Genomic DNA, 26,202 nt, shown 5'->3' with positions numbered 1-26,202 from the left:
GGCGTACCCGACCCGGTGTGCCGCGAGGGTGGACGGGGGAGGAGGCCAGGAGCCGGGCGAGGCCGATCCGGCCGACGGTGGCGGTGCGCCGGTCTGACCTGGGATCTTCCGGGGCCTGTGCAGACGGACACCTCCACACCCAGACCAACGACACCACCACTTCGCGGTCCCAGGCCTAGGCGCGGTCGCCCGCGTCCTGCCCGTCCCGGGACTCGGCCGCTTCCCGGGGCCCGGGAACCCGTGCGTCCTCGCCCCCGGTGGCGGCGCCCGCCCGCCGCCGGGCCAGGGCGCCGCCCACGAAGCCGGCGACGGGCTGCGTGTAACGGGCGGTGAGCGGGCCGATGACCACGAGGATCAGCACGTACGCCGTCGCCAGCGGCCCCAGCGACGGCTCGATGCCGGCGCCCACCGCGAGGCCCGCGATGACGATGGAGAACTCGCCCCGCGCCACCAGCGCGCCGCCGGCCCGCCACCTGCCCCTGACGGAGACACCCGCGCGGCGCGCCGCCCAGTAGCCGGTGGCGATCTTCGTCAGGGCGGTGACGACGGCGAGCGCCAGAGCGGGCAACAGCACGGGCGGAATGCTCGCCGGATCGGTGTGCAGCCCGAAGAAGACGAAGAAGACGGCCGCGAAGAGATCCCGCAGGGGCGCGAGCAGCGAGTGCGCGCCCTCGGCGACCTCACCGGACAGCGCGATGCCGACCAGGAAGGCGCCGACGGCGGCGGACACCTGGAGCTGCTGGGCGATGCCGGCGACGAGGATGGTCAGGCCGAGCACCACCAGGAGGAGCTTCTCCGGGTCGTCGCTGGAGACGAAGCGGGAGATGAGCCGTCCGTAGCGCACGGCGAGGAAGAGGACGAGGCCCGCCGCGCCGAGCGCGACGGCGAGCGTGAGGCTGCCCGCGGCCCAGCCGACGCCCGCCAGCAGGGCGGTGATGATGGGCAGGTAGACGGCCATCGCCAGGTCTTCGAGGACGAGGATGCTGAGGATGACCGGCGTCTCGCGGTTGCCGAGCCGCCCGAGGTCGCCGAGGACCTTGGCGATGACACCGGACGAGGAGATCCAGGTGACACCGGCGAGGACGACGGCGGCGACCGGGCCCCAGCCCATCAGCAGCGCGGCGACGGCGCCCGGCAGGGCGTTCAGCGTGCAGTCGACCAGACCCGCCGGGTACTGCGTCTTGAGGTTGCTGACGAGATCGCTGGCGGTGTACTCAAGGCCGAGCATCAGCAGCAGCAGGATGACGCCGATCTCGGCGCCGATGGCGACGAACTCCTCGCTCGCGCCGAGCGGGAGCAGCCCGCCCTCGCCGAACGCCAGCCCCGCCAGCAGATAGAGCGGGATCGGCGAGAACCGGAAGCGCCCCGCGAACCGGCCGAGCAGACCGAGAGCCAGGATGATCGCGCCGAACTCGATGAGGAAGACAGCGGAGTGCACGCGCTCACTCCTGCCCGAGTATCGCCGCGGCCGTCTCCACGCCTTCGCGCGTGCCGATCACGATGAGGGTGTCCCCGCCCGCCAGGCGGAAGTCGGGGGCGGGCGAGGGGAACGCGTCGGCCCGCCGCAGGACCGCCACGATCGAGACGCCCGTCTCGGTCCGCATCCGGGTCTCGCCGAGGAGCCGCCCGTTCCAGTGCGAGGTGGCGGACAGCAGCACCCGCTCGGCCACCAGACCCAGGTCCGTGGTGTGCAGCAAGGTGGGGCTGTGGTGCGACGGCATCAACGCGTCGATCAGCGATCCCGCCTCGCCCGAGCTGAGCCGCAGCGACAGGGCGCACTCGTCCGGATCGTCGGACCGGTACGCGCTGAGTGTCCGCGCCCCGTCCCGGTGGGCGACCACCGACAGCCGCCGCTGTTCCCGGGTCGTGAGGTCGTACCGGATGCCGATGCCTGGAAGCGGCGTGCGGCTCAGACGTGATGCGGGCACAGCTTTCCCCTTGTGCGATAGGTGATCATCCCGTGGTGTCACCCTATCGGGGTCAAGTATTGGCAAATTCACGTAATCGGCCCGAGGTCGGACCGGATCACGCCGTACGCCGGGCCAGCACGGTCTCCACGGTGTCCGCCTGCGCGGGGGGCTTGTCCTCGCGGTAGCGCAGGACGCGGGCGAAGCGGAGGGTCACGCCGGCCGGGTAGCGCGTGGAGCGCTGCAGGCCGTCGTAGGCGATCTCCACGACGAGTTCCGGACGGACCTCCACCACGTGGCCGTTGTCGCTGACCGCCAGCTCCTGGAGGCGCTCCGTCTGCCAGGCGAGCATCGCGTCCGTCATGCCCTTGAACGTCTTGCCCAGCATCGCGTACGTCCCGTCGGGCCGCCGCGCTCCCAGGTGGAGGTTGGAGAGCTTGCCGGTGCGGCGCCCGTGACCCCACTCCGCGGCCAGCACCACGAGGTCCAGCGTGTGCACCGGCTTGACCTTCAGCCAGGACGCCCCCCGCCGGCCCGCGTTGTACGGGGCGTCGAGCGACTTCAGCACGACTCCCTCGTGGCCGCGCGCCAGCGTCTCCGCGAAGAACTCCTCGGCCGCACCGCGCAGGCGCTCGTCACTGGGCTCGTCCACCACCGTGCGGCGCACCCGCATCGGCTCGGGGACCAGCGCGGCCAGCTCCGCGTGCCGCTCGGCGAACGGCAGACCGAGCAGGTCCCGCCCGGCCACGGACAGGGCGTCGAAGAAGACGGGGGACAGGGGCAGCCCGGCCGCCGCCGTCTCGACGTCGACGCGTGAGCCCACGCGCCCCGCGATGTCCTGGAACGGCCGCGGCCGCCCTTGCGCGTCCAGGGCGATGACCTCGCCGTCCAGGATGAAGTGCTCGCCCTTCAGCTCGCGTGCGGCGGCCGTCAGTTCCGGCAGCCGGCCGGTGATGTCGTCCAGGGTGCGGGTGTAGACGCGTACGTCGTCCCCGCTGCGGTGGACCTGGACCCGGATGCCGTCCAGTTTCTCCTCGACCGCGCACGCGCCGAGCTTGTCGATGCCCTCGGCGACCGACGTGGCGCCGTGCGCGAGCATCGGCAGGATGGGCCGGCCCACGGTCAGCCGGAACTCCTCCAGCGCCTCGGGGCCGCGCGCCAGCAGCGCCTGCGCGACCGGGCTCACGGAGCCGGCGAGCATCACCGAGCGCCGCACGGCGTCCGCGGGCGTCTCCGTGGCCACCGCCAGGCCCTCGACGGCGACCGCGTCCAGCGCGCCCTGCCGGACCTCACCGGTGAGCAGGCCGACGAGGAACCGCTGCTCGTCCGCCGTCGCGGCCCCCATCAGCTCACCGATCAGACGGCGCCGCTCGGCCTGCGACCCGGTACCGGCCACCGCGCCGATCGCGGTGAGCGCCGCGTCCACACCGCGCACCGTCAGGCTCGGTTCGCCGGCGGGCGGCCCGGCGTCCTTGAGCGTGCTCCAGCCGATGCCGAGCCGCCCCTGGGGCAGCCGCCCCGCCAGGTAGGGGATGACGATCGGCACGTCCTGGGGCTCGGCTGCCGAGAACAGCTCCGCGAGCAGGGCGATCTTCCGGGACCGCGCGGAGGTGGCGGCCACTTCCTTGGACACGTGGGCGAGCCGGGCGAGCAGCATGGGCCCATCCTGCAACGCACCGGGGCCCGGCGCACGGCCGCCGGCCGGGGCCGGGCACGTGTGTACCGCGCCATGAGGGGCACACGGACGGTCACACGGTCCTCGGACGCACCACTCATGCGAGGTGAGTGACACAGGTCACACAGGCCTCTTGCCGGAATCGCCGTAATGAAACCCCTCCGTACGGGGTCGTAAGGGCACAGGGGTCCGCGAACGGATCCCGCGCAGTGGAAGAACCAGAAGTGGAGCTCGATCATGGCCGTCACCCTCCAGCAGCCCACCCGTGCCCGCCTCGTCGCCCCGGACGGACACGAGTACGGCCTCCCCGTGGTCCTGCGCTACTCGGCCGAGGACCCGCTGGCGGTCCAGATCACCTTCCCCTCCGAGGCCTCCCTCGACGGCATGGAGGTCACCTGGATCTTCGCCCGCCGGCTCCTGGAGGACGGCCTCAGCGCCCCGACGGGCGGCGGTGACGTGCGCATATGGCCGTGCGGACGGGCGCGGACGGTGATGGAGTTCCACTCCCACCAGGGGATGGCCCTGGTCCAGTTCGACAGGATCGCGCTCCGCCGCTTCCTGGCCCGCTCCTACTCCGTGGTGCCCGACGGCGAAGAGGAGGGCGGCCTTGATCTCGACGAGGGGCTCTCCCGGCTGCTCGGCGGTGTCCAGGGCAGCGGGCACTAGCGAAAAGCTCCGCCACCGCCTCCTCGGCCCGCGCCGCGCACGGCCACCCTCGGCGGAGCACTCACCGCACGGCCTGCCCGCGTTCGCTCAGTCGGGGAACCTCCGTCCGGCGTTCCTGCGCCGGGCCACCGAGACGGCCCGCCGCCGCAGGGCCAGCACCACGCCCGCGAGCACGGTCACCGCGCCCGCGGCGACCAGCAGCACCGCCGGCCAGTCGGAGTCGTCCGGCTCCAGGGCCCGGACCGTGGCCGTGCCGGCGGCGTGCGCGGGGTGCGGCGCGGCGTGCGTGTCCTCCTGCGGCGGCAGCAGCGAGCCCACCGGCTGCACCTTCCCCGCCGCCGCGAAACCCCAGTCCAGCAGGGATCTCGCCTCCTCGTACACCGCTTGCGCACCGCCCGTCTGCGGATTCATCACCGTCACGACGAGGGTGTGCCCGTCGCGCTGGGCGGCGCTGATGAGGGTGGCGCCCGCATGGCTGGTGTAGCCGTTCTTCACACCGAGCAGTCCCGGGTAGGGCGCGACGCCGTCGGCACCGGTCAGCAGCCGGTTGGTGTTCTGGATCCGGTACGACCAGTCGCCCGCCGGGAACCGGGCGACCGGGGTCGAGCAGTAGCGGGCGAACTGCGGATCGGCGAGCCCCGCCTTGCCGAACACCGCCAGGTCGTACGCGGACGACACCTGCCCGTCGGCGTCATAGCCGTCCGGCGAGACCACCTGCGTGTCCCGGGCACCCAGCTCGCGGGCCTTGGCCCGCATCTGCTGCACGGTGGTGCGCAGGCCGCCGTTGAGCTCCGCGAGGACGTGCACGGCGTCGTTGCCGGAGCTGAGGAAGACCCCGCGCCACAGGTCGGCGACGCGATAGGCGCGGCCCGGCGCCACCCCCACCAGGCTGCTGCCGTCGCCGACCTCGTCCAGCTCGTGCTCGGTGACGACGTGGCGTTGCTCCGCGTCGAGGCGGGGCAGCGCCGTCAGGGCGAAGAGCGACTTGAGGGTGGAGGCGGGCGGCAGCGGCCGGTGCGCGTTCTTGGCCGCGAGCACCTCGCCCGTACGGGCGTCCGCCACCAGCCACGCGAGGGCGGTGACGTCGGCGGGCAGCCCGGGCGCGGCGGGCCCGGGCCGGACCTGCACGCCCGGCCGGTCCAGCAGCGTGGAGGAGTACGCGGGCAGCGGCCGCGGCGGCGCGGGCTCGGCCGGGACGTCGGTCGCGGCGGCGGGGGAGGCAGGGAAGGACAGGAGGACCAGAGCCCCGAGCGCGAGCGCCGCGGTGCGTACGGAGGAGGAGCACGGAAGGTACCTGATGGCCATTCAGCCACCGTAGAAGCGCGGCACCGACTCCGCAGATCGGCTTGGCCCGGCTGGAGGTATCGCGCGCTCGCGAGTGTGCGGGGAGGCCGACCCGGCCCGCCCGGTGCGACGGCGCAGGTCCGGCACCGGGCGGGCCAGGGGTGCGGATCAGGCCTGAAGGTGCTTCTCGATGGCCGCGACGACCTCGGGCGCGTCCGGCTCGGTCTGCGGGGAGAAGCGGGCGACGACCTCCCCGGCGCCGTTCACCAGGAACTTCTCGAAGTTCCAACGGATGTCCCCGGTGTGTCCCTCGGCGTCCGCGGTGTCGACCAAGCGGGCGTACAGCGGGTGCCGGCCCGCCCCGTTGACGTCGACCTTCTCCGTCAGCGGGAAGGTCACGCCGTACGTCGCCGAGCAGAACTCGGCGATCTCCTCGGAGGTGCCGGGCTCCTGGCCCATGAACTGGTTGCAGGGCACGCCGAGCACGCTGAAGCCGCGCGCCGCGTACTGCTCGTGCAGCCGCTCAAGGCCCGCGTACTGCGGGGTCAGACCGCACTTGGAGGCGACGTTGACGATGAGGACGGTCTTGCCCTCGAACTGGCGCAGGTCGGCGGAGCCGCCCCGCAGGGCGCCGATTTCTTCTTCGTAGACAGACATAGTGCTCGAGCCTACGCCTGGCTCCCGGCCGCACGGGAGGGGCCCGGCTCCTCGCGGTGCAGCCGCCCTCGGGCGACCAGTTCGACGGTGAGGGCCACGGCCACGGCCTGGACCGCCATCAGGGCCACCAGGACGAAGAGCTGCACGGCGCCCGCGAGCACCGGGGACGCGCCGCCCAGCAGCATGCCGACGAAGGCGCCGGGCAGCGTGACGAGACCGACGGTGCGGGTCTGGTCCAGGCCGGGCAGCAGGGCGTCGGAGGCCGCCGGGCGGACCACCTCCAGACGGGCGTCGCGGTCGGCCAGGCCGAGGGCCAGACCGGCCTCGAACTCCCCGTGCCGGGTGCGCAGTTCGTCCAGACAGCGGCGGCCGGCGAGGACGGTCGCCGTCAGCGCCCCGCCGATGAGGATGCCCGTCACGGGGATCATGGCGATGCCCCGGGGCGGGAGCAGCCCGCCGAGGACCAGGCCGCTCACCACCGGGAGCACGGGGCCCGCGATCGGCAGCGCCGTCCGCCACCAGGTGCCGTTCGCGGTGACGCGCCGGCCGGCGGTGCGGGTGGCCACGGCGAACATCAGCAGCAGGAACGCGAGGAGCGCCGCCGTGTGGTGCGCCACCCAGCCGATGACCAGCGAGACGAGGGCCAGTTGCCCCGTGGCACGCGCCCCGGCGACCAGGATCTCCCGCGCCCTGCCCCGCGAGGCGTCGGGGGCGAGCCGGAAGACGGCCGCCGTCGTGGCGGCGACGAGCAGCAGCACCAGCAGGGCCACGGCGAGCGCCGCGTCGACCGGCACGAGGGCCTGGGCAGCGAGATCACGCACCCGCCCACCCTAGGGCGTGTTCCGGTGCCGCTCGGGACACCAGGCGTGCGACCTGTAACGATGGGCGGGAAAGACGCGGAGTTGAGAGAAGGGCTGAAGTCATGGCGCAGCAGGTGCGGGGCGTGGTCGCCCGCGCGAAGGGCGAGCCGGTACGGATCGAGACGATCACCGTCCCCGACCCGGGCCCCGGAGAGGCCGTGGTGCAGATCCAGGCGTGCGGGGTCTGCCACACCGACCTGCACTACCGCGAGGGCGGCATCAACGACGACTTCCCGTTCCTGCTCGGGCACGAGGCGGCGGGCCTCGTCGAGTCGGTCGGCGAGGGCGTCACCGAGGTCGCGCCCGGCGACTTCGTGATCCTCAACTGGCGTGCGGTGTGCGGCCAGTGCCGCGCCTGTCTGCGCGGCCGCCCCCAGTACTGCTTCGACACGCACAACGCGAAGCAGAGGATGACCCTGGCCGACGGCACCGAGCTGTCGCCCGCCCTCGGTATCGGCGCCTTCGCGGAGAAGACGCTCGTCGCCGCCGGTCAGTGCACCAAGGTCGACCCGGAGGCCTCGCCCGCCGCGGCCGGTCTCCTCGGCTGCGGGGTGATGGCGGGCATCGGCGCCGCCATCAACACCGGCAACGTCGGCCGCGGCGACTCGGTCGCCGTCATCGGCTGCGGCGGCGTCGGCAACGCCGCCGTCGTGGGCGCCCGCCTCGCCGGCGCCGCGAAGATCATCGCCGTGGACATCGACGACAAGAAGCTCCGGACGGCGGAGGGTCTCGGCGCCACCCACGCCGTCAACTCCCGCACCACCGACCCCGTCGAGGCCGTGCGCGAGCTGACCGGCGGCAACGGCGCCGACGTCGTCATCGAGGCGGTCGGTCGCCCCGAGACGTACGAGCAGGCCTTCTACGCCCGCGACCTCGCGGGCACTGTCGTCCTGGTCGGCGTGCCGACGCCCGACATGAGGATCGAGCTGCCGCTCCTCGACGTCTTCGGGCGCGGCGGCGCGCTGAAGTCGAGCTGGTACGGGGACTGCCTGCCCTCGCGGGACTTCCCGATGCTCATCGACCTCTATCGGCAGGGCCGCCTGGACCTGGACGCGTTCGTCACGGAGACCATCGCCCTGGAGGACGTGGAGAAGGCCTTCGAGCGGATGCACCACGGCGACGTCCTGCGTTCGGTGGTGATGTTCTGATGGCGGCCGAGTCCCCGGCGAACGCCTCCGGCGCCCGCGTCGACCACCTCGTCACGTCCGGGACCTTCTCCCTGGACGGCGGCACCTGGGAGGTCGACAACAACGTATGGATCGTCGGTGACGACCGCGAGTGCGTCGTCATCGACGCCGCGCACGACGCGGACGCCATCGCGGCGGCGGTGGGGGAGCGGCGCCTCGTCGCGATCGTGTGCACCCACGCGCACGACGACCACGTCGACGCCGCCCCGGCGCTGGCCGCCCGCACCGGCGCGCCGATCCTGCTGCACCCGGCCGACACGGAGCTGTGGAAGCGGACCCACCCCGACCGCGCCCCGGACGGCGAGCTGGCCGACGGGCAGGAACTGACCGTCGCGGGCATGGCGTTGCGGGTGCTGCACACGCCCGGGCACTGCCACGGCGCGGTCAGCCTGTACGCCCCGGCGCTCGGCACCGTCTTCACCGGTGACACGCTCTTCGCCGGGGGACCGGGCGCGACGGGCCGTTCCTTCAGCGACTTCCCCACGATCGTGGGGTCCATCAGGGAGCGGCTGCTGACGCTGCCGCCGGAGACGGTGGTGCGCACCGGGCACGGCGACAGCACGACGATCGGCGCCGAGGCGCCGCATCTGGGGGAGTGGATCGCCCGCGGGCACTGACTGGATCCGTCACTGTCTCCCGGCCCCGCGCGGTTCGCCGCGCGGGGCCGTTGCGCGTACTGGCCCCGCCCCCCGATCTCCGATAAGTTAGGCAAGGCTTACCTAATGGAGGTTGAGGATGGCTGTCCGTCACAGCAGCACGACCGTGCCCACAGCGGCGGCCCGCGCCCGTTCGGTGCTCGCCACCGCATGGTCCTGCGCGGTCACCACGGAGATCGGCAAGGACGAACTCGTCGGCGCGCACAGCGTCACCGAGGACGGCAGGCTGCGGCTGTGCCCGCCCGAGGACAGCGCGCTCGCCGCCGCCCTCATCTGCGCGCCGCGCGGCGAGCCGACCACGCTGGTCGAGTTCGCCGACGTCGCGCCGGTCCCGGTCAGGGACCGCGTCCGCGCGCGTCTGTGGCTGTCGGGGGCACTGGCGTACGACGACGACCACCTCGTCCTCGAACCGACACGCGCGGTCCTGCACGACGCGAACGGCGACCGCCACGGCATCGAGCTCGACGAACTGGCCCTGGCCGTCCCCGATCCGCTCGCCGAGGCGGAGTCCCGGCTGCTCACCCATCTCGCCGACGCCCACCCGGACGCCGTCGAGCAGCTCACCCGCCTCATCAGCCCGGACAGCCTCCAGGGCGTGGTGCGGGTGCGCCCGCTCGCCCTCGACCGGCACGGCATCTGCCTGCGCATCGAACGCGCCCGCGGCCAGGCCGACGTACGCCTGCCGTTCCATCAGACGGTCGAGGACGTCTCCCAGGTGATGGACTGCATGCACGCCCTGCTCGCCAGGGCCCGCCTCTCAGCCTCCCGGCGCGGGCGGCCCGTCGGCGGTTGACCGCATCGACCGCAGCGCGAGGAGCAGCACCCCGATGTCGTCCAGGTATATCGGATCGGGGAGCAGGTCGGTGGGCAGCACGAGATAGGCGACCGCGCCCCAGAAGACCCACTGCCGCTCGACCGGAAGTCCGGCTCTGCGCAGGGCGCGGCGCGTGCGGACGAGGCGGACGAGCAGGACGACCGCGACGGCCAGCGTCGCGGCGAGCAGTACGGCCGCGCAGACGAGGAGGGCGGTCAGTTCCGTGCTCATACGTATGTACGTTACCGACGCCACCGCCCCGCGTCGCGGTTTCACGCGCCGGGCATCATGGCGGGATGCAGAAACAGCCGCCCCCGCCCCACCCTGAGTCCCACGCACCTGTCCAGGCCCTGTTGGTGGTCGACATGCAGTGCGCCTTCGTCAACGGCGACGGCGCCGTGCCCCACGCGGACCGGCTGCTCGACCGGGTCCGCGGCCTCATGGCCGGGGCACGCGAGAGCGGCGCGCTCGTCGTCCAGCTCCAGAACGACGGCGAGCCCGGCAGCCCCGACGAACCGGGCACACCGGGCTGGCCGGTCGCCCTGCCCGTCGACACCGACCGCGGCGAGGTCGTCCTGCGCAAGACCGTCGACGACGGCTTCGAGGGAACCCGCCTGGAGGAACTGCTCAAGGAGGCCGGCGTCACGGAGCTGGCCATCTGCGGGGTCATGTCCGAGATGTGCGTCAGCGCCACCGCGCGCACCGCCCTGGACCTCGACTTCCGTGTCGTCCTGCCGCACGACGCCCACGCGACGTACGACATTCCGGCCGCCGAGGGCATCAGCGACCTGGTGCCCGCCGCGATGGTCTCGCGCGTCGCCGAATGGGCCCTCGGTGACGAGGTGGAGATCGCCGTCCGGGCGAGCGACGTCGGCTTCATCAAGCCGTAGCGGCGAACCGCGGCGACGGCTGTCGCTCAGGGGCCCGCCCGTCAGGCCGTCCGTCCCGCCTCGCCGACGGGCAGCGCGCACACCGCGGCCGGCGCCGCGAACGGCTCGCCCGTCAGGCGCAGTCCACCGCTGCGCCGGTCGACCCGGAACACGCTCACCGAGTCCGACTTCTGGTTCGCGGTGAACAGCAGCCGCTCCGACGGGGACAGGGCGAGATGCCGGGGGAAGTCCCCGCGCACGGGCACCGTGTCCAGGAGCCGCAGCCGGGCGCCGCCGCCCTCGACCGCGTACCGCGCGACGCTGTTGTGGCCGCGGTTGGCGAGGAAGGCGAAGCGCCCCTCGCGCGTCACCACGATCTGCGCCGGGTGATTGGTCGTGGCACCGGAGCCCGTCGACTGCGGCTCGCCCGGGGTGAGGCGGCCGGTGGCGGGGTCGTACGCGCAGACGACGACCGTGTCGTCCAGCTCGTTGGCGAGATACGCGAAGCGCCCCGAGGGGTGGAAGGCGAGATGGCGCGGGCCCGCGCCGGGCCGCAGCGTCGCGTACGACAGCCGGCGGAGTGTGCCCGCCCCGGCGTCGAGCCGGTAGGTGTGGACGGCGTCGGTGCCGAGGTCGACGGCGAGGATGTGGCGGCCGTCGGGCGCCGTGACGATCTGGTGGGCGTGTGGCCCGTCCTGGCCCGGGCCCGGCGGCGGGGCGGAGTGCGTGACCACGTCGGTCCGCTCGCCCAGCGCCCCGGACCTGTCGATGGGGTGGACGCTCACGCTGCCGGAGAGGTAGTTGGCGCTGAGCAGCCAGCGGCCGCCCGGATGTACCGAGAGATGGCAGGGCGCCCCGCCGCCGGTGTCCCGCGTCCCGAGGACCTCGTGGCCGCCGCCGGGGGAGAGCGCGACGGCGGTCACCCCGCCCTTCTCCCGCTCGTCCACGGCGTAGAGGGTGCGGCCCGAGGGGTGCAGGGCGAGATAGGAGGGGTCGGGCACGCCGGTGATCGTGCCGGTGCCGGTGACGCGGCCCGTCGTCTCGTCGTACGTCGCGAGCCCGATGCCCTTGCCGCCGCCTTCCTGGGAGGTGTACGTGCCCAGGAACAGCCGTCCCTCGCGGACCGGGCGGTGTGCGGTGGACGAGTCGGGGGCCTTGTGCGTGGCGTCCGGACGTGAGCGGTGCGCGCTCTCGCGCTCCGGTGGGTGCGAGGAGGCGCAAGCGGCGGTGCAGGACAGGGCTCCCGCCGCGGCCGCTCCCGCCAGTGCCCCGAGGAACCGCCGCCGCCCCGGGCGGTCCCCGGAAGGCCCGGCCGGTCCTGCTCCGCTGTCCATGCCTACACCTCGCGCGTCGGTGGTGACGGTTGTGGCAGCCACAGTGCCCCCTCCATGATCGGGCCCACAAGAGGCACACCGGGCGGGGGCGGGGCTCATGTCATCGGTGGTCGCCGCGGTGTGCGGGCAGGCGCAGCAAGCCGCGCTCGTACGCCTTGAGCAGGCGCTGCGGGATCAGGTGCCGGGTGCCGTCGATGGTGACGGGCACCAGTCGCGGAGTACTGGCCTTCCACTGCGCGCGGCGGTGACGGGTGTTGCTGCGGGACATCTTCCGCTTGGGTACGGCCATCGGGTCCTCCTGGGGTGGTGGGGCAGGGCGACGGTCCGACGCTATATGAAAATGGTTCCCATGAGCAATTGGCGGGTCGTGACCGTGCCGCCGGTCGCAAGACTCACCCTGGACCTCAGGTTGAGGGTGCGTCGGTGGGGTGCCCGCGGTCGGGCGGCCCGGGGTAGCCCGAGCGGCCGACTGGCGAGGCGGTCCCTCGCTCCGCCGTGGAAGAGTTCCAGGCATGAGCGAGTACCCGTACACGGCGAACCCCCGCATCACGGTCCTCGGCGTTCAGCCCGGCAGCCCGCCGTTTCGCATCGTGGAGATCGACGGCGAGGTGGTCGGCACGGCGAAGACCGTCACGGATGTCCTGGACGCCGCCGCCATGGCGGGCATCGCCGTGCACGACCTCGACGATCCGGACGCCGTGCGCTGGGTGGGCGGCGACAAGTTCACCTGGCGACCGCGCTGACCCCTCCCGCGCGGGAAGCCGGAACGGGGGCGCGGGCGGGAGCGTCCGCGCCGGTCAGGGCCGTCCGGTGGCCGGCACCTCCTCACCGGCGGGCACGGGACCCGGCGGCGTGCCGTCACCGAACGGCCGCCCGCCGAGCTGCTCGCGGTGATGCGGTGTCAGCCAGCCGCCGAGGTCGGGCCCCAGCGGCACGATGCCGGTGGGATTGATGCCCGTGTGCACCTGGTGGTAGTGCCGCTTGATGTGGTCGAAGTCGATGGTGTCCCCGAACCCCGGCGTCTGGAACAGGTCCCGGGCGTACGCCCACAACACCGGATCCTCGGCCAGCTTGCGGCGATTGCACTTGAAGTGGCCGTGGTACACGGCGTCGAACCGCACCAGGGTGCTGAACAGCCGGATGTCCGCTTCCGTGATCGTCTCCCCGACGAGATAGCGGCGGCTCGCCAGCCGCTGCGAGGTCAGCTCCAGGCGGCGGAACACATCGCGGCACGCCGCGTCGTACGCGCTCTGGTCGGAGGCGAAACCCGCGCGGTACACGCCGTTGTTGACGTCGTGGTAGATGTCGTCCATCACCGTGTCGATCTCGTCCCGCAGCGGCCGCGGGTACAGATCCGGCGCCCCTTCGCGGTGCAGCGCCGTCCACTGTGTGGCGAAGTCCAGGGTGATCCGCTGGTAGTCGTTCGTGACCAGCTTGCCGCTCGGCACGTCCACGATGGCGGGCACGCTGACACCGCCGGGATGGCCGCGCTCGCGCGCCTCGTAGGCCTCGCTCAGGAAGCGGATGCCGAGGACCGGGTCGCGGCCGTCGGTGTCCAGCGTGAACCGCCAGCTCCGGTCGTCCTGGATCGGGTCGGTGATCCCCAGGGAGAGGGCGCCCTCCAGGCCGAGCAGCCGCCGGGCGATGAGCGCGCGGCCCGCCCAGGGGCAGGCGCGGCTCACCACCAGGCGGTAGCGCCCCGCCTCGACCGGCCAGCCGTCCCGCCCGTCGGCGGTGACGCGGTCCGCGAAGTGGCTCTTGGCGCGCTTGAACTCCTTGTGGCCGTAACCGGCGTTGCCCTCCGCCGGGCCGTCGGGCGCCGCGCTCATGACTGGCTCCCCTCTCGCGCACACGAACGGGCCACCGGGGGAGTGCCGCCCTCCTCCTCGGCGCGCGGCGAGGGAGCGAGATCGTAGATCCGTTCGATGAGCACCGCCTCGTTGCCCGCGAGGCCGGCGCGGCGCAGCGCGTCGTCGGCCTCCGCGATCGGCCCCGCGAGCAGGGTGGCCGCGGCGGCCGGAGGGACCTCGGAGGTGTCCGACAGCGCGGCGCGGGCGGTGTGCAGCAGACGCAAGCAGGCCTGGGCGGCGAGCAGTTCCTCGGACGTCGTGCCGGTCATGTCGAGCGACTCCTCTGCGCTGGGTGGCATGGGCGGCATCGCGGCGATGCCGTCTCCACTCTCGCGCACGGGTCTGACAATGGCGCTCCTACACGGCCGGTGAGCGGCGGGTGAGCCGCAAAGTGAGCCCGTCCGGCATGAGGGTAAGCCGCTCGGCGACGCGCAACCGGTAGCCGGGATCGGCGTGCAGGTCGTAGCGGCGCAGCAGCAGCCCGAGTACCAAGGTGGCCTCGTGGAGGGCGAACTGGCGTCCGATGCACGCCCGCGCCCCGGTGCCGAACGGCTTGAAGACGTGCGGTGGCCTCGCCCGCACCGCCGCGGGGGTGAACCGGTCGGGATCGAACTCCTCGGGGCGCTCGCCCCACGCGGCCGGATCACGGTGCAACATCGTCGCGAGGACGAGCGCCCAGGCCCCCCGCCGCATCGGGTGCGCGCCCCCGAGCACGGTGTCCGCGCGGGCCTCGCGGGCGAACCCGGGAGCGGTGGGCCACAGCCGCAGCGACTCGTCCAGCACCCGGCGCACATGACGCAACTTGGCCACCTGCTCGTACGCGGGCTCCTCCCGCGCCCCCCACACCTCATCGACCTCGGCCCGCGCGCGGGCGAGGACTTCGGGGGAGCGCGACAAGTAGTGCAGCGCGAAGGACAGTGCCCCGGAGGTCGTCTCGTGCCCGGCGACCAGGAAGGTGATGACCTGACGGCGGATGTTCTCCGAGGACAGCCGCTCCCCGGTCTCGGGGTGCGCCACCTCCAGCATGCGGTCGAGCAGGTCCCCGTGGCCACCCGCCCCGGACGCGGTACGGCGGGCGGCGACCACCGCGTCGACGGTGCGGTTCAGATACGCCGTGTCCGCGTCGTTGCGCCGGTCGGCACCGCGCAGCAGCAGCGGCGTGAGCAGGGGCGGGACGACGTTGCGGCGCTGGGCGAAGGAGAGCGTGCCGACCATGGCCGTCACGAAGGGATGCGGGGTCGAGCGTTCGAAGGAGCCGAAGTCGTGCCCGAAACCGGTGCGAGCGATCGTCTCCAGCGTCAGCTTCGTCATGTCGCCCGGCACGTCCACCGCCCGGCCGGCCGCCTCCCGCTCGTCCCAGCGGGCGGTCAGCTGCCGCGCCACGTCGAGCATCAGGGGGTGGTAGCCCGCCATCGCCTCGCGGCTGAACCCCGGCGCGAGGATGTCGTGCGCCAACTGCCAGTTGGGCTCGTGGTTGTACGCCGTGAAGAGCCCGTCGCCCGCGAGCGGACGGAGATTGGCCACCCCGAGCCCCACGTGCTTGGCGAAGCGCGACTCGTCGGCCAGGTCGGCGGCGAGCTCGGCGCCCCACACGAACACGAACTCCTTGCCGAACGCCTTGCGCCGGAAGATGGGCCCGAGCCGGTGCCCCAGCCGCATCGAGTCCTGCAGGGGCGTCCGCGCGTCGGCGCCGAGGATGTCGCCCAGAAACGGCAGGCGGCGCGGCGGGTGGGGTATCCGGTGCAGCTCGGGCCACCCCAGCTCGGCGCTGCGGAACCCCTTGGGCGGGGGCCCGGCCGGCGCCGCCTGCCCCGCCGCGGACCGCGTCGTCTGCGCCATGTGCCCATCTCCCTTGCCCGGCGGACCCGTTGGGCCTGTTGTACATGGATTCAATAAGGCTCCCCAGTCTGGGGCCGCCGTTGAATTCGCGTCAAGCAAGTCGAGTAAAGTGCCCGCATGGCCGCGAACCCTCAGGAGCGCACGCGCCGCAGACTGAGCACCGAGGAGCGGCGGGAGCAGCTGCTCTCGGTCGGGGCGCGGCTGTTCGCACAGAAGCCCTACGACGACGTGTGGATCGAGCGGGTCGCGGAGATCGCCGGCGTCTCGCGCGGACTCCTGTACCACTACTTCCCGACCAAGAGGGACTTCTTCGCCGCTGTCGTGCGGCGCGAGAGCGAGCGCATGCTGCGTCTGACGGCGGCCGTGCCGGGACTGCCGGTGCGGGAGCAGATCAGTACGGGCCTGGACGCCTTCCTCGGCTACGTCGAGAGCCACGCGCAGGGCTTTCGCGCCTTCCACCGGGCCGAGGCCGCGGGCGACCCCCTGGTGCGCGAGGTCTACGGCGCGGGCCTCGCCGCCCAGGAGCGGCAGATCCTCGCCGCTCTCGCCGCGGACCCGGACGCGGCGGACATCGTCCGGGACGCGGACGTGCTGCGCCTCGCGGTGCGGGGCTGGCTCGCCTTCATGGTGGCCGTCTGCCTGGAGTGGCTGGCCGCACCGGAACTGACGCGCGCACAGGTGCGGGACCTGTGCGCGAAGGCGCTGCTGGGCGCGATCACGCGCTGACACACAGGGCCCGGTGGCGCCCCTCCCGCCACCGGGAGCGGCGCCGGGGCCCCTGCCCCCGGGTCAGCGGTCGATCGCCGAGCGCGGGAAAAGAGGTGGGGAGGGTGTTCGGCCCGCCTCGATGTCCGCGATCAGCCGGCGGACGCGCGGGACGCCGGGCGGTACGGCCAGCGCGGTGGCCGGGACCGCGGTGGTGGGGACGGCGCCGGCCACTCCGAGGGCGCCGGCCAGCGCTTTGTGGGCGCGCCGCCAGGCGCGGCTGCGGCGGCCGTCCAGGTGGTCGACGAGTGCCTGCGCGTACTGCGTCATGGAACGCGTCCACAGATCGTGCCGGGGTTGCGGACAGGTCGCGGCACGACGGGCGCTGCGCCGCGCCTCGGCGGGGTCGGCCCGGGTCTGCGCCACGGCGAGCAGCGCCCAGCTGACGGCGGTGGGCGGGCCGTGCTCCGCGTGCGCGGGAACGGCGTCCGTGGCCGCCCGCAGATGAGCGATGGCCTCCTCGGTCCTGTCCTCTTCCAGGGCGAGCGCCCCCAGCACATGGCAGACGCGCCCGACGGTGGCGTCATCACCCGCGAGGACAGCCGCCTGCCAGGCCTCGCCGAGCAATTCGGCGGCGTCGCAGGAGTCCGTGCGCACCGCCAGCCAGCCCGCCAGCCACAGCGCCTGTGCGCGGACCCAGGATTCCGCCCCGTCCATCGGCAGCAGGCGCCGCAGATGGGCGCGCCCCTCCGCCGCCCTTCCGCAGACCGCCCACCAGAACCACAGGTCGACGGTCAGTGCCAGGGCCGTCGACACCTGGTCCGCGTCGCCCGGCCGCCGGGTGAGGGCGGCACGCAGGTCGGCCTCCTCGTCGCGGACCAGCGCCATGGCCCGCTCGTGCAGACCGGTGCTCCACAAGTGGTGGGCGGTCGAAGCCACATGGCCGTACCAGTACTGGTGGCGGCTGACGGCGGCGGCCGCGAGCCCCGCCGACCGCAGCCGCTCGGTGCCGAAGCCACGGGCCGCCGCGGACATGCGGTAACGCGCGGTCAGTACGCCGCCGACGTCGCGGACCGGCTCCAGGACCGAGGCGAGGACCAGACCGGCCAGCGCGGCGGGCACCTTCCGCGCGTCGAGGCCTTCGCCCCCGCACACGAACGCCGCCGCGTCCCCGTCGAACTCCCCGGCGAACACGCTGAGCCGGGCCCAGACGGTGCGTTCGACCGTCCCGCACAGCGCGTAGCCGGCGCCCACGGCGGCGTGCAGCGAGCGATGTCTGCGCAGCGGGGCGTCCGGCCTGCTCAGCCAGCCCTGCGTGTCCGCCAGCAGCCGGGCGAGCCGCGGCAGCGGATGGTGCGCCGCTTGCACCGCCGCCAACTCGATGGCCAGCGGCACGCCTTCGAGCCGTCGGCAGATGTCACGGGCGGCGCGCACGTCGTCGCGCGAGAACTCCACGCCGCCGGGTGCTGCGTCCACGACCTCGTACGGGATGCGGGCGGTGTCGTGCGAGCGGGCGCGGGGTTCGGTGGGGTTCGCGGGGCCGGGGCCGCTGCGGGGGGCCGGCGGACCGCCGGTGCCGGGGGCTCGCCTCGGCCGGCTCCCGGCGGTCGCCCGGCCGCCTCGGACGGCCCGTACCCGTTCCAGGAACAGGGCGACGGCCGGGCCCACTTCCCCCTCGGCCCCGGCAGCGGGGCCCGGACGCGCGGTCACGTCCGGTTCGCCCGCGCCCGTTTCGGCCCCGGCGACCGGCGTCTGCGGATCTGCGACGACCGCGAGCGGCCCGAGGCGCAGTACCGCCTCCTCGCCGAGACCCAGGGGATGACGGCCGGCGGCCAGCACCCGGAGCCCGGGCGCCTCGGCCAGGAGCGCCCGCACCAGGCGTACGCACTCCTCGCGCACCGGATCGAAGTCATCGAGCACCAGCAGCAGCCGCCGGTCCCGCAAGCACGCGGCCAGTTCCGCGATCCCGACCGGCCCCCCGCCCGCGCCCATCCGGCCCGACGCCCCGTCCGCCGCTCCGTCCAAGGCCTCGGCCACCGCCCGCGCGACCGACCGCCTGCGTGCCGGGCCACCCTCCCACCACCGCACTCGCACCACGCCGTCCGGCAGCGCGCCGCCCACCGCCGCGGCCGCGTGCTCGGCGAGCAGGCTCTTGCCCATCCCGGCGCCACCGACCACCGTGACGAGCCGTCCTTGGGCGAGCAGCCGGCGAAGCGCCCTCAACTCCTCGCCCCGCCCGATCAGTCCGCTCCCGAGCAGCCCGCTCCCGGCCAGGCCGAACCGCTCCGACCCGGCAGCGCCCTCCCCGTCACCCCGTACTCGCACGCTTCCCCATTCCTGCCCGCGGCCTGACCCCAGCTGCGTCGGGCGCCGGGCCGTCACCACCCCTGAAGGGCACGATGACCGCGCAGAATCGTCACTGCACCCTTTTCGACAGTTCGTCCAACCGCCCGCCGCCATTCCGGGTAGTGATAAGCCGAGCCGAATCACGCGGGGCGGCGAACCGTCGTATCCCTGTACGGGTGCCGGCCTTTGTCCGACCTGGTCCGTGCCCGGCGCCTCGCGCCCGTGCTCTACCGTGACGGCATGACATGTCCGAGCCCCCGTGCGGTGTACGACCGCTATGTCACCCGGATCTCCGCGCAGAGCGCCCAGTTGGTGTCCGCGATCGACGGTGCGGACGCCGCCACACCCGTACCGGGCTGCCCCGGCTGGACCCTCGCGCACCTGCTGCGCCACGTCGGCGGCACCTACGGCTGGGCCGAGACCATCGTGCGCACCCGCGCCGCCGAACCCGTCCCGGACCACGAGGTCAACGAGGTCGCGCCCCGAGCGGACGACGACCTCGCGACGCTCGGAGCCCGGCTGACCGACAGCACCGCCCGTCTCGTGGACACGTTGCGCGCGGCGGGGCCCGACGCCGGGGTGTGGACCCCGGCGCCGGACGGCACCCCTCTCTTCTGGGCCCGGCGCATGACGTACGAGACGGTCGTCCACCGCTTCGACGCGACCGCCGCGGTGGGCGGGGCCTACACCCTGGACGCGGACGTGGCCCTCGACGGCCTGGCGGAGTGGCTGGGGTTCAGCACCCTGCCGCAGGCCTACGCCTCGCCCGCCGCGCACCGCGCGCTGCTCGGGCCCGGCCGCACCGTGCACTTCCACGCCACCGACGCCCCCGAGGGAACGGGGGAGTGGTTCATCGACCTCACCCAGGCGCCCGTCACCGTCGGCCACACCCATCGGAAGGCGGGCACGGCGGTGCGCGGCCCCCTTACCGACCTGCTGCTCCTCGTGTACCGGCGCCGCGCACCGACCCCGGCCGACCGCATCGAGGTGAGGGGGGACGAGGACTTCCTGACCGCCTGGCTGGACGGCGCCGGGCACTGGCTGCGCAGATGACGGCGGCACGCCGGTCGCGGAAGGATCCGGTCAGGGCAGGATCTCGACGTACCCGTCGGTTCCGTGCACCCGGATCCGCTGACCGTCCCTGATCCGCCCGGTGGCCTGCGCCACGCCGACCACGGCGGGCAGGCCGTACTCCCGGGCGATCACCGCCCCGTGGGTCATGAGACCGCCCACCTCCGTCACCAGACCGGCGATGCCGACGAACAGCGGCGACCAGCTGGGGTCCGTGAAGGTCGTGACCAGGATGTCGCCCGCGTCGAGATCGGCCTTCGCCGGATCCAGGACGACCCGGGCCCGGCCCTCGACGGTCCCGGCGGACACCGGCAGGCCGACCAGGGCGCCGGCCGGCACGTCGTCGCGCCGGTACGCCCCGGACAGGGCCTCACCGTCCGAGGTGAGCACCCGGGGCGGGGTCAGCGCCTGGTAGGAACGGAACGCCTCCTTGCGCCGCTGGATGAGCCCCTGGTCCACCTGGTGCGAGCGCACGACGTCGTCCAGCTCCTGGAACGTGAGATAGAAGGCGTCCTCCTTCTCACGGAGCACACCGGCCCCCACGAGGCGCTCGGCCTCGCCCACCAGGGCCTGCTTGTAGACGAAGTAGCGGCTGATGATGGCGTACTTCGGATACTCCCGGTACCCGACGAAGGCCCGCACCTGGTCGATCATCCGCTTGGTCTCGGCGGCCTTGCGCTCACCGTCCGGCAGGTCCCGAAGGCGTGCCAGCACGTCCTGCTCCTTCTGCCACGCCCTTCGCCGGCCCTGTTCGAAGCGCCGGGCGGCGGCGCCCGCCTCGAAGTTCCTGACGTTGTCGAGGATCGCGGGCACCAGCGTGGTGGGGCGTTCGCGCCAGCGCGGCCTCGTGATGTCGATCTCGCCGACGCAGCGCATGCCGTACCGGTCGAGGTAGGCCTCGATGGCCTCGCGCGCCTCCTTGCCGCCCGCGAGCTCGGGCAGCCCCTCCAGGAAGCCCTCGTCCTCGACGTTCCGCAGAGACGCCACGACCTGCGGATGCGGGCGCACCGCGTCCGCGACGTCCAGCAGCGCCAGCCCCATCTCCGACGTGATGTTGTCGGGGGCGGACAGGGTGAGCGTGTCGGCCGCGTTCTTCTCGCCGAGCCACTCCCGCAGCCGGTCGTTGAGCCACCAGGTGGCCTCCATCCCCGCCATGATCGCCCGCAGGTTCAGCGGGTCGCTGAGCACGCGCTTGTGCTCCTCGAAGGCCTCCGCCAGGAAGTCGAACAGCGCCGGTCCGGTCTTCGTCCGGATGTCCCGCTCCAGGGCCGCGACGGACGTTCGGCTGCGCTCGATCAGCTCGGCGACGATGCCCGGATCGACCTCGGCCGGCATGGGCGCGGGGCCACCCGGCGGTCGCCCGGGGCCCGTGTCCGGCAGGGAGGGGACGAACTCGTCACGGTCGAGGACGGTCTCCAGCGCGTCCCTGACCAGCGGATCGCCCTTGCCGATGAGGTCCAGGAGGGCCACGCGGGCGGTGGGATCGGCCAGGCGTGGGGTGACGTCGACGAACAGCCTCCCGCCGGCCTCGTGCATCTCGACCATGGCCGTCAACCGCCACATCGAGAGCCCGAGGGGCCGCATGGGGTCGGTCATCATCTGCTGGTGGCCCACGGAGACGTAGACGTGGTTGTCCTGGTCGCCGCTCTCGGGGACCGGGAAGAGCGTGGTGATCGGCCGGCTCTGCACGATCTGGAAGCCGTCGTCGGCCAGGCACCATTCGATGTCCTGCGGGCAGCCGAAGTGCGCCTCGATCCGCCGTCCGAGGTCCACGAGTTCCACGGCCCGGGCGTCCGTGAGCGCCGGCAGCCGCTGCTGCCCCGCGTCGACCGTCACCTCCCGCGTGCCTCCCGCGGGCAGGGCCCGTACGGCACGCTCCTTGGCGGCGATCGTCCGGTCCACGACCTCGCCGTCGCGCACCTTGAAGACGTCCGGGTTGACCAGGCCGGAGACCAGGGCCTCACCGAGGCCGAACCCGGCGTCGACGGTGGCGACCCTCCGGTTGCCCGAGACGGGGTCGGCCGTGAACAGGACGCCCGAGGCGTGGGGCAGGACCATCCGCTGCACGACCACGGCCATGTGGACCGTCCGATGGTCGATGCCGTTGCGCCGACGGTAGATCACGGCCCGCTCCGTGAACAGCGAGGCCCAGCACCGGCTGATGTGCCGCAGGACCGCCTCGTGCCCCCCGATGTTCAGGTAGGTGTCCTGCTGGCCGGCGAAGGAGGCCGTCGGGAGGTCCTCCGCCGTCGCGCTGGAGCGGACGGCACAGGCCGCCTGTGCGCCGAGCCGGGCGAGCGCCCGGCCGACCTCCGCCGCGAGCTCGCCCGGAACCGGACTCTCCTCGATGGTCCGGCGGATCCGCGCGCTGACCCTACGGATCGCCTCCCGGTCGTCCGGGGCCTCGGCGTCCAGGCGCGACAGCTGGTCCAACTGCTCCTCGACGGACGGAGTCCGGGCCATGACGCGACGGAAGGCGTCCGTCGTCACGCAGAAGCCGGCCGGCACGCGAATGCCGTCGATCCGCGACAGCCCGCCCAGTTGCGCGCCCTTGCCGCCGACGAGCGCGATCTGTGTCTCGTCGACCTCTTCCAGATCCAGCACATGCACGTGGAGCCCTCGTTTCCGCAGGTTGTGGCGTCGGCCGACGATTGTGCGCCTTGATGGGGGCCTTGCGGCAAGCCCCCCGGTGCGCTATATCTTGATAGTGGCGAGGAGAGTGCGTACTCCTTGCCCTTTGTTTTTCTGGCCGGAAGTGCTTCCGGCGCCGGAACGCGATCCGGCGGCGCCCGCACGAGAGCCGCCCGCCCGGGGGATCGGGCGGGCGGCTCTCGTCGTCTCACGCGCGGGCGGTCACCTGCGGCTCAGGGGTGCTGACCGGGCCCCTGTTCATGCCGGGCGATCCGGCTGGGGGACAGGTCCGCGGGGTCCTCGCCCGCTTCCAGGAGCGTGTCGGCCGGACCGATGATGAGCGGGTCCGCCTCGCCCACGGCGTCCTTGTCCTTCGACTCGTAGTCCATGCGCAGCAACAGGTGCCGGATGGCTTCGAGACGGCCGCGGCGCTTGTCGTTGAACTTGATCACCGACCATGGGGCGTGGACGGTGTCCGTCGCCCGGAACATCTCCACCTTGGCCTTGGTGTACGCGTCCCACAGGTCCAGCGACGCCAGGTCCGTGGGGGAGAGCTTCCACTGCCGTACGGGGTCCACCTGACGGATCGCGAAGCGCGTGCGCTGCTCCGCCTGCGAGACGGAGAGCCAGAACTTGATGAGTACGATGCCGTCGTCGGTGAGCATCTTCTCGAAGAGCGGGGTCTGCTGCAGGAACTGTCGGTGCTCCTCCGGTGTGCAGAAGCCCATCACCGGTTCGACGCCTGCGCGGTTGTACCAGGAGCGGTCGAAGAAGACGATCTCGCCCGCCGACGGGAGCTGCGCCACATAGCGCTGGAAGTACCACTGGCCCGCCTCGCGTTCCGTGGGCTTGTCCAGAGCCACCACACGCGCCCCGCGCGGGTTGAGGCGTTCGGTGAAGCGCTTGATGGTGCCGCCCTTGCCCGCGGCGTCCCGCCCCTCGCACACGACCACGATGCGCAGGCCCTGCTCGCGCACCGTCTTCTGCAGTTTCAGCAGCTCGATCTGCAGGAAACGCTTCCGGCTCTCATAGACCCTGCGCCGCATCTTCTCCCGGTAGGGGTAGTTCTCCTGCCAGGTCCGAAGCGGCTCGCCCTTCTCGTCGAGCAGCACAGGGCGTTCGGGCCGGGCCTCGTCCACCCGCAGCCCGTCGAGCAGGTGCTCGCCCTCCTCCTGCGCCTCGTCCGACGCCACATCGTCTCCTCTCGTCGCCGCGTAACCCTGTCTACCCCCATTTCGGGCGGCGACCCAGCAGAACCGCCCGCCTGTGTCCGCCGACGGGGCTGCGCTCCGGACCGCCGGCGAGAAAGTGGGCCGGCGACCCCGTCGCCCGTGCCTCACCCGGCGCCACCCTCCCGATCGGCTGAACCACCTCGCTCAAGGCGCGCCGGTTCACCCCGCGACGCCACCGCGGCCGCCTCCGTGTACGCCGGGGCGCGCCCGGGCAGGTAGCACCGGACGGCCACGCCGGGAGCGGGCCGAGCGGCGGCACCGGAGCGGGAGGAATCGAGGACCATGGCACAAGACGCTGTCCAGGACTGGGAGTTCACCGACGACCGGGGCCACCTGGTCAGGACCCCGCACCGCCCCGCCCGCGTGGTCGCCTACGTGCCGACGGCCGCCGCCCTGTACGACCACGGCATACGCCCCGCCGGCCTCTTCGGCTCCGCGCACGACGACCCCGCCGCACCCGACCCGGCGAAGGCGGGCGGCCTCCCCCTCGCCGGACTCCCCTACTTCGGGGCGGGCCGGGCGCTCGACCTCGACGCACTCCTCGCCATCGGACCGGACCTGGTCGTCGCGCTCACCTACGGCGGCGGACAGGTCTACGGCATCGAACCGCAGACCGCCAAACACCTTGAGGAGCGCGTCCCCCTCGTCGTGCTCGACGTCGGACGGGGCCGCAGCCTCGCCGGGATCAGGGACCGCCTCACGGCCCTCGCCCGCGCCCTCGGCGCCCCCGCGCGGCCCGAGGCGGACGCCGAACTCGCCGCCGCCGAGCAGCGGTTGCGCCGGGCGGCGGCCGACGTGGTACGGCCGCGTGTGCTCGCCCTCTCCCCGGCAGGCCCCGACTCCGTCCACCTGGCAAGGCCCTACGCCTGGCCCGACCTCGCCGCCCTCGCCGGGCTCGGCGTCGGCCTCGTGGACCCGGTCTCCGGCGCGGGAGCCAACTGGTCCACCACCGGCTGGGCCGAGGCGGCCGCGCTGGAACCGGACCTCGTGCTCAGCGACGTACGCTCCCACGCGAGCGAGCTGGGCGACGCCCTGGGCACGCGCGTCCGCGTCCTGCCCTGGAACCCCGAACTGCCGCCCAGCGCACGCGAACACGCCCGTCTGTGCACCACGCTCGCCGAGGCGCTCGAAGAGGCGCTCCCCGCGCGGTGACCCGCGGGACAATCCAGATGCGGCCGGTGCTCCGGGAGTGGTAATTCCCTTGGCATGGAAGATCTTGAGACGGACCGGCTCGTCCTGCACCCGATGAGCGCCGAGGAAGCACGCCGTCTGGTGGCGCGCACCCCCGCCGACGGGGAGCGCTGGGGGCCCGGCTACCCCACCGACGGGGACGTGGAATCGGCAGGCGACTTCCTCGGCCACTGCGCGCGGACCGGCGACCCGCGGCCCTTCGGCGACTACGAGATACGGGAGCGCGACGGCGGCCGGGCGATCGGCAGCCTCGGCTTCAACCGGCCGCCGGACGCCGAGGGCACCGTCACGATCGGCTACGGCCTGATCCCCGCCGCCCGCGGCAAGGGATACGCCGTCGAGGCCCTGCGCGAACTCCTGCGGCTGGCGCGGGCGGAAGGGATGACCCGCGTGAAGGGGGACGCGGACCTCGACAACACCGCCTCACAGCGCGTCATGGCCTCGGCCGGCATGCGGTGCGTCGGAGCGGACGAACGTGTGAAGTACTTCGAGACCACCTGGTAGGCCCCGGCCCTACGGCGACCCCTGCCGGGCGCCGCTCCCGGGGTCCGGGCCCTGCGACGCCGCTTCCCCCGAGTCGGGGGCGACGCACGCGAGGTAGTGGTGCAAGTGGCCCGCGCCCTCCAGCATCGCCCGCGTCCGCTGATCCAGCGTCGCCTCGCGCTGGGCCAGGGCGGAACGGAGCGCCGTGACGCTGCCGCTGCGCCGCAGATCATCGAGGACCGGCCGGATCTGCGGCAGGAGGTAATGGCTCTGCCGCAGCATGTGGATCATGCGGGCGTCGCGCACCTCGGCGGGCGCGTACGAGCGGTAGCCCGTGCCCGGGTCGCGGGCCGGCGTGAGCAGCCCGGCCGACTCCCACACCCGCAACGCCGAGGCCCGCACGCCCAGATGGGCGGCCAGCTCCCCGATGCGCAGCCGGGAGCGCGGCAGGGCGGGGGCGTCGGGCCCCTGCCCGGCGAGCGCCCGCAGGGCCTCCCCGGTCGTGCGGAGCGAGCGCCGCTGCTCGTGCAGGGCGGCGTGCCCGGCGTCGACGAGCGCGAGCGCCCGTGGCACGTCCCCGGCGTGCACCGCCCGCATGACGGCCTGGGCGGCCCCCGGGCCGTGTCCGCGCAGCAGCGCCCGGTAGGTGAGCAGGGCCTGCCGGTGCCCCTCGTCGAACCCGCGGTACCCGGCGGGGGAGCGGGGCGCGGGCGGCAGGATGCCGGCGTCGGCGTAGTTCCGGATCTGCTGGGTGGAGACGCCCGCCGCCCGTGCCAGATCGACCGGACGCAGCCGCTTCCCCGCGGCCCCCGGAGCCGGTCTCCCGCTCATCGGCCGCTCCCGTGGGGGCGTGCCCGGCACGGTGTCTCGCTCACCCTGGGCGGTTCCATGCAACTACCGTAAGGGGCACGTCACCTGCGCGGTTCCCGCGACGCCGTCCCGGGT

26 protein-coding genes are annotated in these 26,202 nt (G+C 73.5%); 10 read left to right on the top strand and 16 right to left on the bottom strand.

The features are described 5' to 3' along the window. Positions 1–175: 175 nt before the first annotated feature. The 3 genes from ACZ5GP_RS01010 to ACZ5GP_RS01000 form a co-directional block, all read right to left on the bottom strand. Positions 176–1,438, bottom strand: coding sequence for a cation:proton antiporter (locus ACZ5GP_RS01010; protein ID WP_468748728.1), 1,263 nt, complete (start codon positions 1,436–1,438; stop codon positions 176–178). 4 nt (positions 1,439–1,442) lie between these two features. After that, positions 1,443–1,928 carry a cation:proton antiporter regulatory subunit gene (locus tag ACZ5GP_RS01005; protein ID WP_468748727.1) on the bottom strand — a complete coding sequence of 162 codons (486 nt, stop codon included), beginning with the start codon at positions 1,926–1,928 and terminating at the stop codon, positions 1,443–1,445. Positions 1,929–2,025: 97 nt separating this feature from the next. Further along, positions 2,026–3,564 carry an ATP-dependent DNA ligase gene (locus ACZ5GP_RS01000; protein ID WP_468748726.1) on the bottom strand — a complete coding sequence of 513 codons (1,539 nt, stop codon included), beginning with the start codon at positions 3,562–3,564 and terminating at the stop codon, positions 2,026–2,028. Between the two features lie 255 nt (positions 3,565–3,819). On the opposite strand from ACZ5GP_RS01000, the gene ACZ5GP_RS00995 reads away from it, so the two are divergent. Next, on the top strand, positions 3,820–4,248 hold the full coding sequence (locus ACZ5GP_RS00995; RefSeq protein ID WP_468748725.1) for an SsgA family sporulation/cell division regulator: 429 nt from the start codon (positions 3,820–3,822) through the stop codon (positions 4,246–4,248). An 87-nt stretch (positions 4,249–4,335) separates the two neighbouring features. On the opposite strand, the gene ACZ5GP_RS00990 is transcribed toward ACZ5GP_RS00995, so the two are convergent. The 3 genes from ACZ5GP_RS00990 to ACZ5GP_RS00980 all read right to left on the bottom strand — a co-directional run bounded on the left by ACZ5GP_RS00990 (position 4,336) and on the right by ACZ5GP_RS00980 (position 7,010). Beyond that, positions 4,336–5,553, bottom strand: a complete 1,218-nt coding sequence (locus ACZ5GP_RS00990) for a D-alanyl-D-alanine carboxypeptidase family protein (protein WP_468748724.1) — start codon at positions 5,551–5,553, stop codon at positions 4,336–4,338. A 147-nt stretch (positions 5,554–5,700) separates the two neighbouring features. Further along, entirely contained in the window at positions 5,701–6,189 is a 489-nt protein-coding gene (locus tag ACZ5GP_RS00985; protein ID WP_468748723.1) for a glutathione peroxidase, read from the bottom strand. An 11-nt stretch (positions 6,190–6,200) separates the two neighbouring features. Continuing rightward, positions 6,201–7,010 carry an ABC transporter permease gene (locus tag ACZ5GP_RS00980; RefSeq protein ID WP_468748722.1) on the bottom strand — a complete coding sequence of 270 codons (810 nt, stop codon included), beginning with the start codon at positions 7,008–7,010 and terminating at the stop codon, positions 6,201–6,203. A 101-nt stretch (positions 7,011–7,111) separates the two neighbouring features. Here ACZ5GP_RS00980 and ACZ5GP_RS00975 point away from each other — a divergent pair, with 101 nt between their 5' ends. From ACZ5GP_RS00975 to ACZ5GP_RS00965, 3 genes are all read left to right on the top strand, one after another. Continuing rightward, on the top strand, positions 7,112–8,197 hold the full coding sequence (locus tag ACZ5GP_RS00975; protein ID WP_468748721.1) for an S-(hydroxymethyl)mycothiol dehydrogenase: 1,086 nt from the start codon (positions 7,112–7,114) through the stop codon (positions 8,195–8,197). Continuing rightward, a complete protein-coding gene (locus tag ACZ5GP_RS00970) occupies positions 8,197–8,853 on the top strand; it encodes an MBL fold metallo-hydrolase (RefSeq protein WP_468748720.1) in 657 nt (218 codons plus the stop codon). Before ACZ5GP_RS00975 ends, ACZ5GP_RS00970 begins: the two co-directional genes overlap by 1 nt. 118 nt (positions 8,854–8,971) lie before the next feature. Next, the gene (locus ACZ5GP_RS00965; RefSeq protein ID WP_468748719.1) at positions 8,972–9,685 is read left to right on the top strand and encodes a DUF2470 domain-containing protein; all 714 of its coding nucleotides are present in this window, start codon (positions 8,972–8,974) and stop codon (positions 9,683–9,685) included. Here ACZ5GP_RS00965 and ACZ5GP_RS00960 read toward each other — a convergent pair. Further along, positions 9,650–9,937 carry a YkvA family protein gene (locus ACZ5GP_RS00960; RefSeq protein ID WP_468748718.1) on the bottom strand — a complete coding sequence of 96 codons (288 nt, stop codon included), beginning with the start codon at positions 9,935–9,937 and terminating at the stop codon, positions 9,650–9,652. The genes ACZ5GP_RS00965 and ACZ5GP_RS00960 overlap by 36 nt on opposite strands. Positions 9,938–10,002: 65 nt before the next feature. Here ACZ5GP_RS00960 and ACZ5GP_RS00955 point away from each other — a divergent pair, with 65 nt between their 5' ends. Continuing rightward, positions 10,003–10,596, top strand: coding sequence for an isochorismatase family protein (locus ACZ5GP_RS00955; protein WP_468748717.1), 594 nt, complete (start codon positions 10,003–10,005; stop codon positions 10,594–10,596). Between the two features lie 41 nt (positions 10,597–10,637). Here the strand turns inward: ACZ5GP_RS00955 and ACZ5GP_RS00950 are convergent, their stop codons facing one another. Next, positions 10,638–11,909: a lactonase family protein gene (locus ACZ5GP_RS00950; protein WP_468748716.1), complete on the bottom strand. Its 1,272-nt coding sequence runs from the start codon at positions 11,907–11,909 to the stop codon at positions 10,638–10,640. A 100-nt stretch (positions 11,910–12,009) separates the two neighbouring features. Then, positions 12,010–12,198 carry a 50S ribosomal protein L32 gene (gene rpmF / locus ACZ5GP_RS00945; protein WP_468748715.1) on the bottom strand — a complete coding sequence of 63 codons (189 nt, stop codon included), beginning with the start codon at positions 12,196–12,198 and terminating at the stop codon, positions 12,010–12,012. A gap of 223 nt (positions 12,199–12,421) precedes the next feature. Here rpmF and ACZ5GP_RS00940 point away from each other — a divergent pair, with 223 nt between their 5' ends. Beyond that, the gene (locus tag ACZ5GP_RS00940; RefSeq protein ID WP_358578478.1) at positions 12,422–12,652 is read left to right on the top strand and encodes a hypothetical protein; all 231 of its coding nucleotides are present in this window, start codon (positions 12,422–12,424) and stop codon (positions 12,650–12,652) included. A gap of 54 nt (positions 12,653–12,706) precedes the next feature. Here the strand turns inward: ACZ5GP_RS00940 and ACZ5GP_RS00935 are convergent, their stop codons facing one another. Genes ACZ5GP_RS00935 through ACZ5GP_RS00925 form a run of 3 tightly spaced genes read right to left on the bottom strand, consistent with a single transcriptional unit; the run spans position 12,707 to position 15,598 of the window. Further along, positions 12,707–13,738 (bottom strand): glutathione S-transferase family protein, encoded by a 1,032-nt coding sequence (locus tag ACZ5GP_RS00935; RefSeq protein WP_468748714.1) that lies wholly within the window; start codon positions 13,736–13,738, stop codon positions 12,707–12,709. Continuing rightward, positions 13,735–14,097, bottom strand: coding sequence for a hypothetical protein (locus ACZ5GP_RS00930; RefSeq protein ID WP_468748713.1), 363 nt, complete (start codon positions 14,095–14,097; stop codon positions 13,735–13,737). The genes ACZ5GP_RS00935 and ACZ5GP_RS00930 overlap by 4 nt, the downstream gene beginning before the upstream one ends. A 19-nt stretch (positions 14,098–14,116) precedes the next feature. Continuing rightward, positions 14,117–15,598 carry a cytochrome P450 gene (locus tag ACZ5GP_RS00925; RefSeq protein ID WP_468748712.1) on the bottom strand — a complete coding sequence of 494 codons (1,482 nt, stop codon included), beginning with the start codon at positions 15,596–15,598 and terminating at the stop codon, positions 14,117–14,119. A gap of 117 nt (positions 15,599–15,715) precedes the next feature. On the opposite strand from ACZ5GP_RS00925, the gene ACZ5GP_RS00920 reads away from it, so the two are divergent. Continuing rightward, complete coding sequence (locus ACZ5GP_RS00920; RefSeq protein WP_468748711.1) at positions 15,716–16,324, top strand: TetR/AcrR family transcriptional regulator; 609 nt, start codon at positions 15,716–15,718, stop codon at positions 16,322–16,324. 63 nt (positions 16,325–16,387) lie between these two features. On the opposite strand, the gene ACZ5GP_RS00915 is transcribed toward ACZ5GP_RS00920, so the two are convergent. Beyond that, complete coding sequence (locus ACZ5GP_RS00915; protein ID WP_468748710.1) at positions 16,388–18,628, bottom strand: ATP-binding protein; 2,241 nt, start codon at positions 18,626–18,628, stop codon at positions 16,388–16,390. Positions 18,629–18,889: 261 nt separating this feature from the next. Between ACZ5GP_RS00915 and ACZ5GP_RS00910 the strand changes: the two genes are divergently transcribed. After that, on the top strand, positions 18,890–19,702 hold the full coding sequence (locus tag ACZ5GP_RS00910) for a maleylpyruvate isomerase family mycothiol-dependent enzyme (RefSeq protein WP_468748709.1): 813 nt from the start codon (positions 18,890–18,892) through the stop codon (positions 19,700–19,702). 30 nt (positions 19,703–19,732) lie between these two features. On the opposite strand, the gene rph is transcribed toward ACZ5GP_RS00910, so the two are convergent. Next, entirely contained in the window at positions 19,733–22,330 is a 2,598-nt protein-coding gene (gene rph, locus ACZ5GP_RS00905) for a rifamycin-inactivating phosphotransferase (protein WP_468748708.1), read from the bottom strand. 254 nt (positions 22,331–22,584) lie between these two features. Continuing rightward, positions 22,585–23,544, bottom strand: coding sequence for a polyphosphate kinase 2 (gene ppk2 / locus ACZ5GP_RS00900; protein ID WP_468748707.1), 960 nt, complete (start codon positions 23,542–23,544; stop codon positions 22,585–22,587). 321 nt (positions 23,545–23,865) lie between these two features. On the opposite strand from ppk2, the gene ACZ5GP_RS00895 reads away from it, so the two are divergent. Together ACZ5GP_RS00895 and ACZ5GP_RS00890 are read left to right on the top strand one after the other, a co-directional pair. Beyond that, entirely contained in the window at positions 23,866–24,735 is an 870-nt protein-coding gene (locus ACZ5GP_RS00895; RefSeq protein ID WP_468748706.1) for a substrate-binding domain-containing protein, read from the top strand. Positions 24,736–24,789: 54 nt separating this feature from the next. Next, a complete protein-coding gene (locus ACZ5GP_RS00890) occupies positions 24,790–25,278 on the top strand; it encodes a GNAT family N-acetyltransferase (protein ID WP_468748705.1) in 489 nt (162 codons plus the stop codon). 9 nt (positions 25,279–25,287) lie between these two features. Here ACZ5GP_RS00890 and ACZ5GP_RS00885 read toward each other — a convergent pair whose 3' ends face one another. Beyond that, positions 25,288–26,088 (bottom strand): MerR family transcriptional regulator, encoded by an 801-nt coding sequence (locus ACZ5GP_RS00885; RefSeq protein WP_468748704.1) that lies wholly within the window; start codon positions 26,086–26,088, stop codon positions 25,288–25,290. Positions 26,089–26,202: the final 114 nt, after the last annotated feature.

Source organism: Streptomyces sp. NPDC031466 (genome assembly GCF_055581265.1).
The sequence above is the reverse complement of the archived record's forward strand: the minus strand, read 5'-3'. Positions and strand labels throughout refer to the sequence as shown.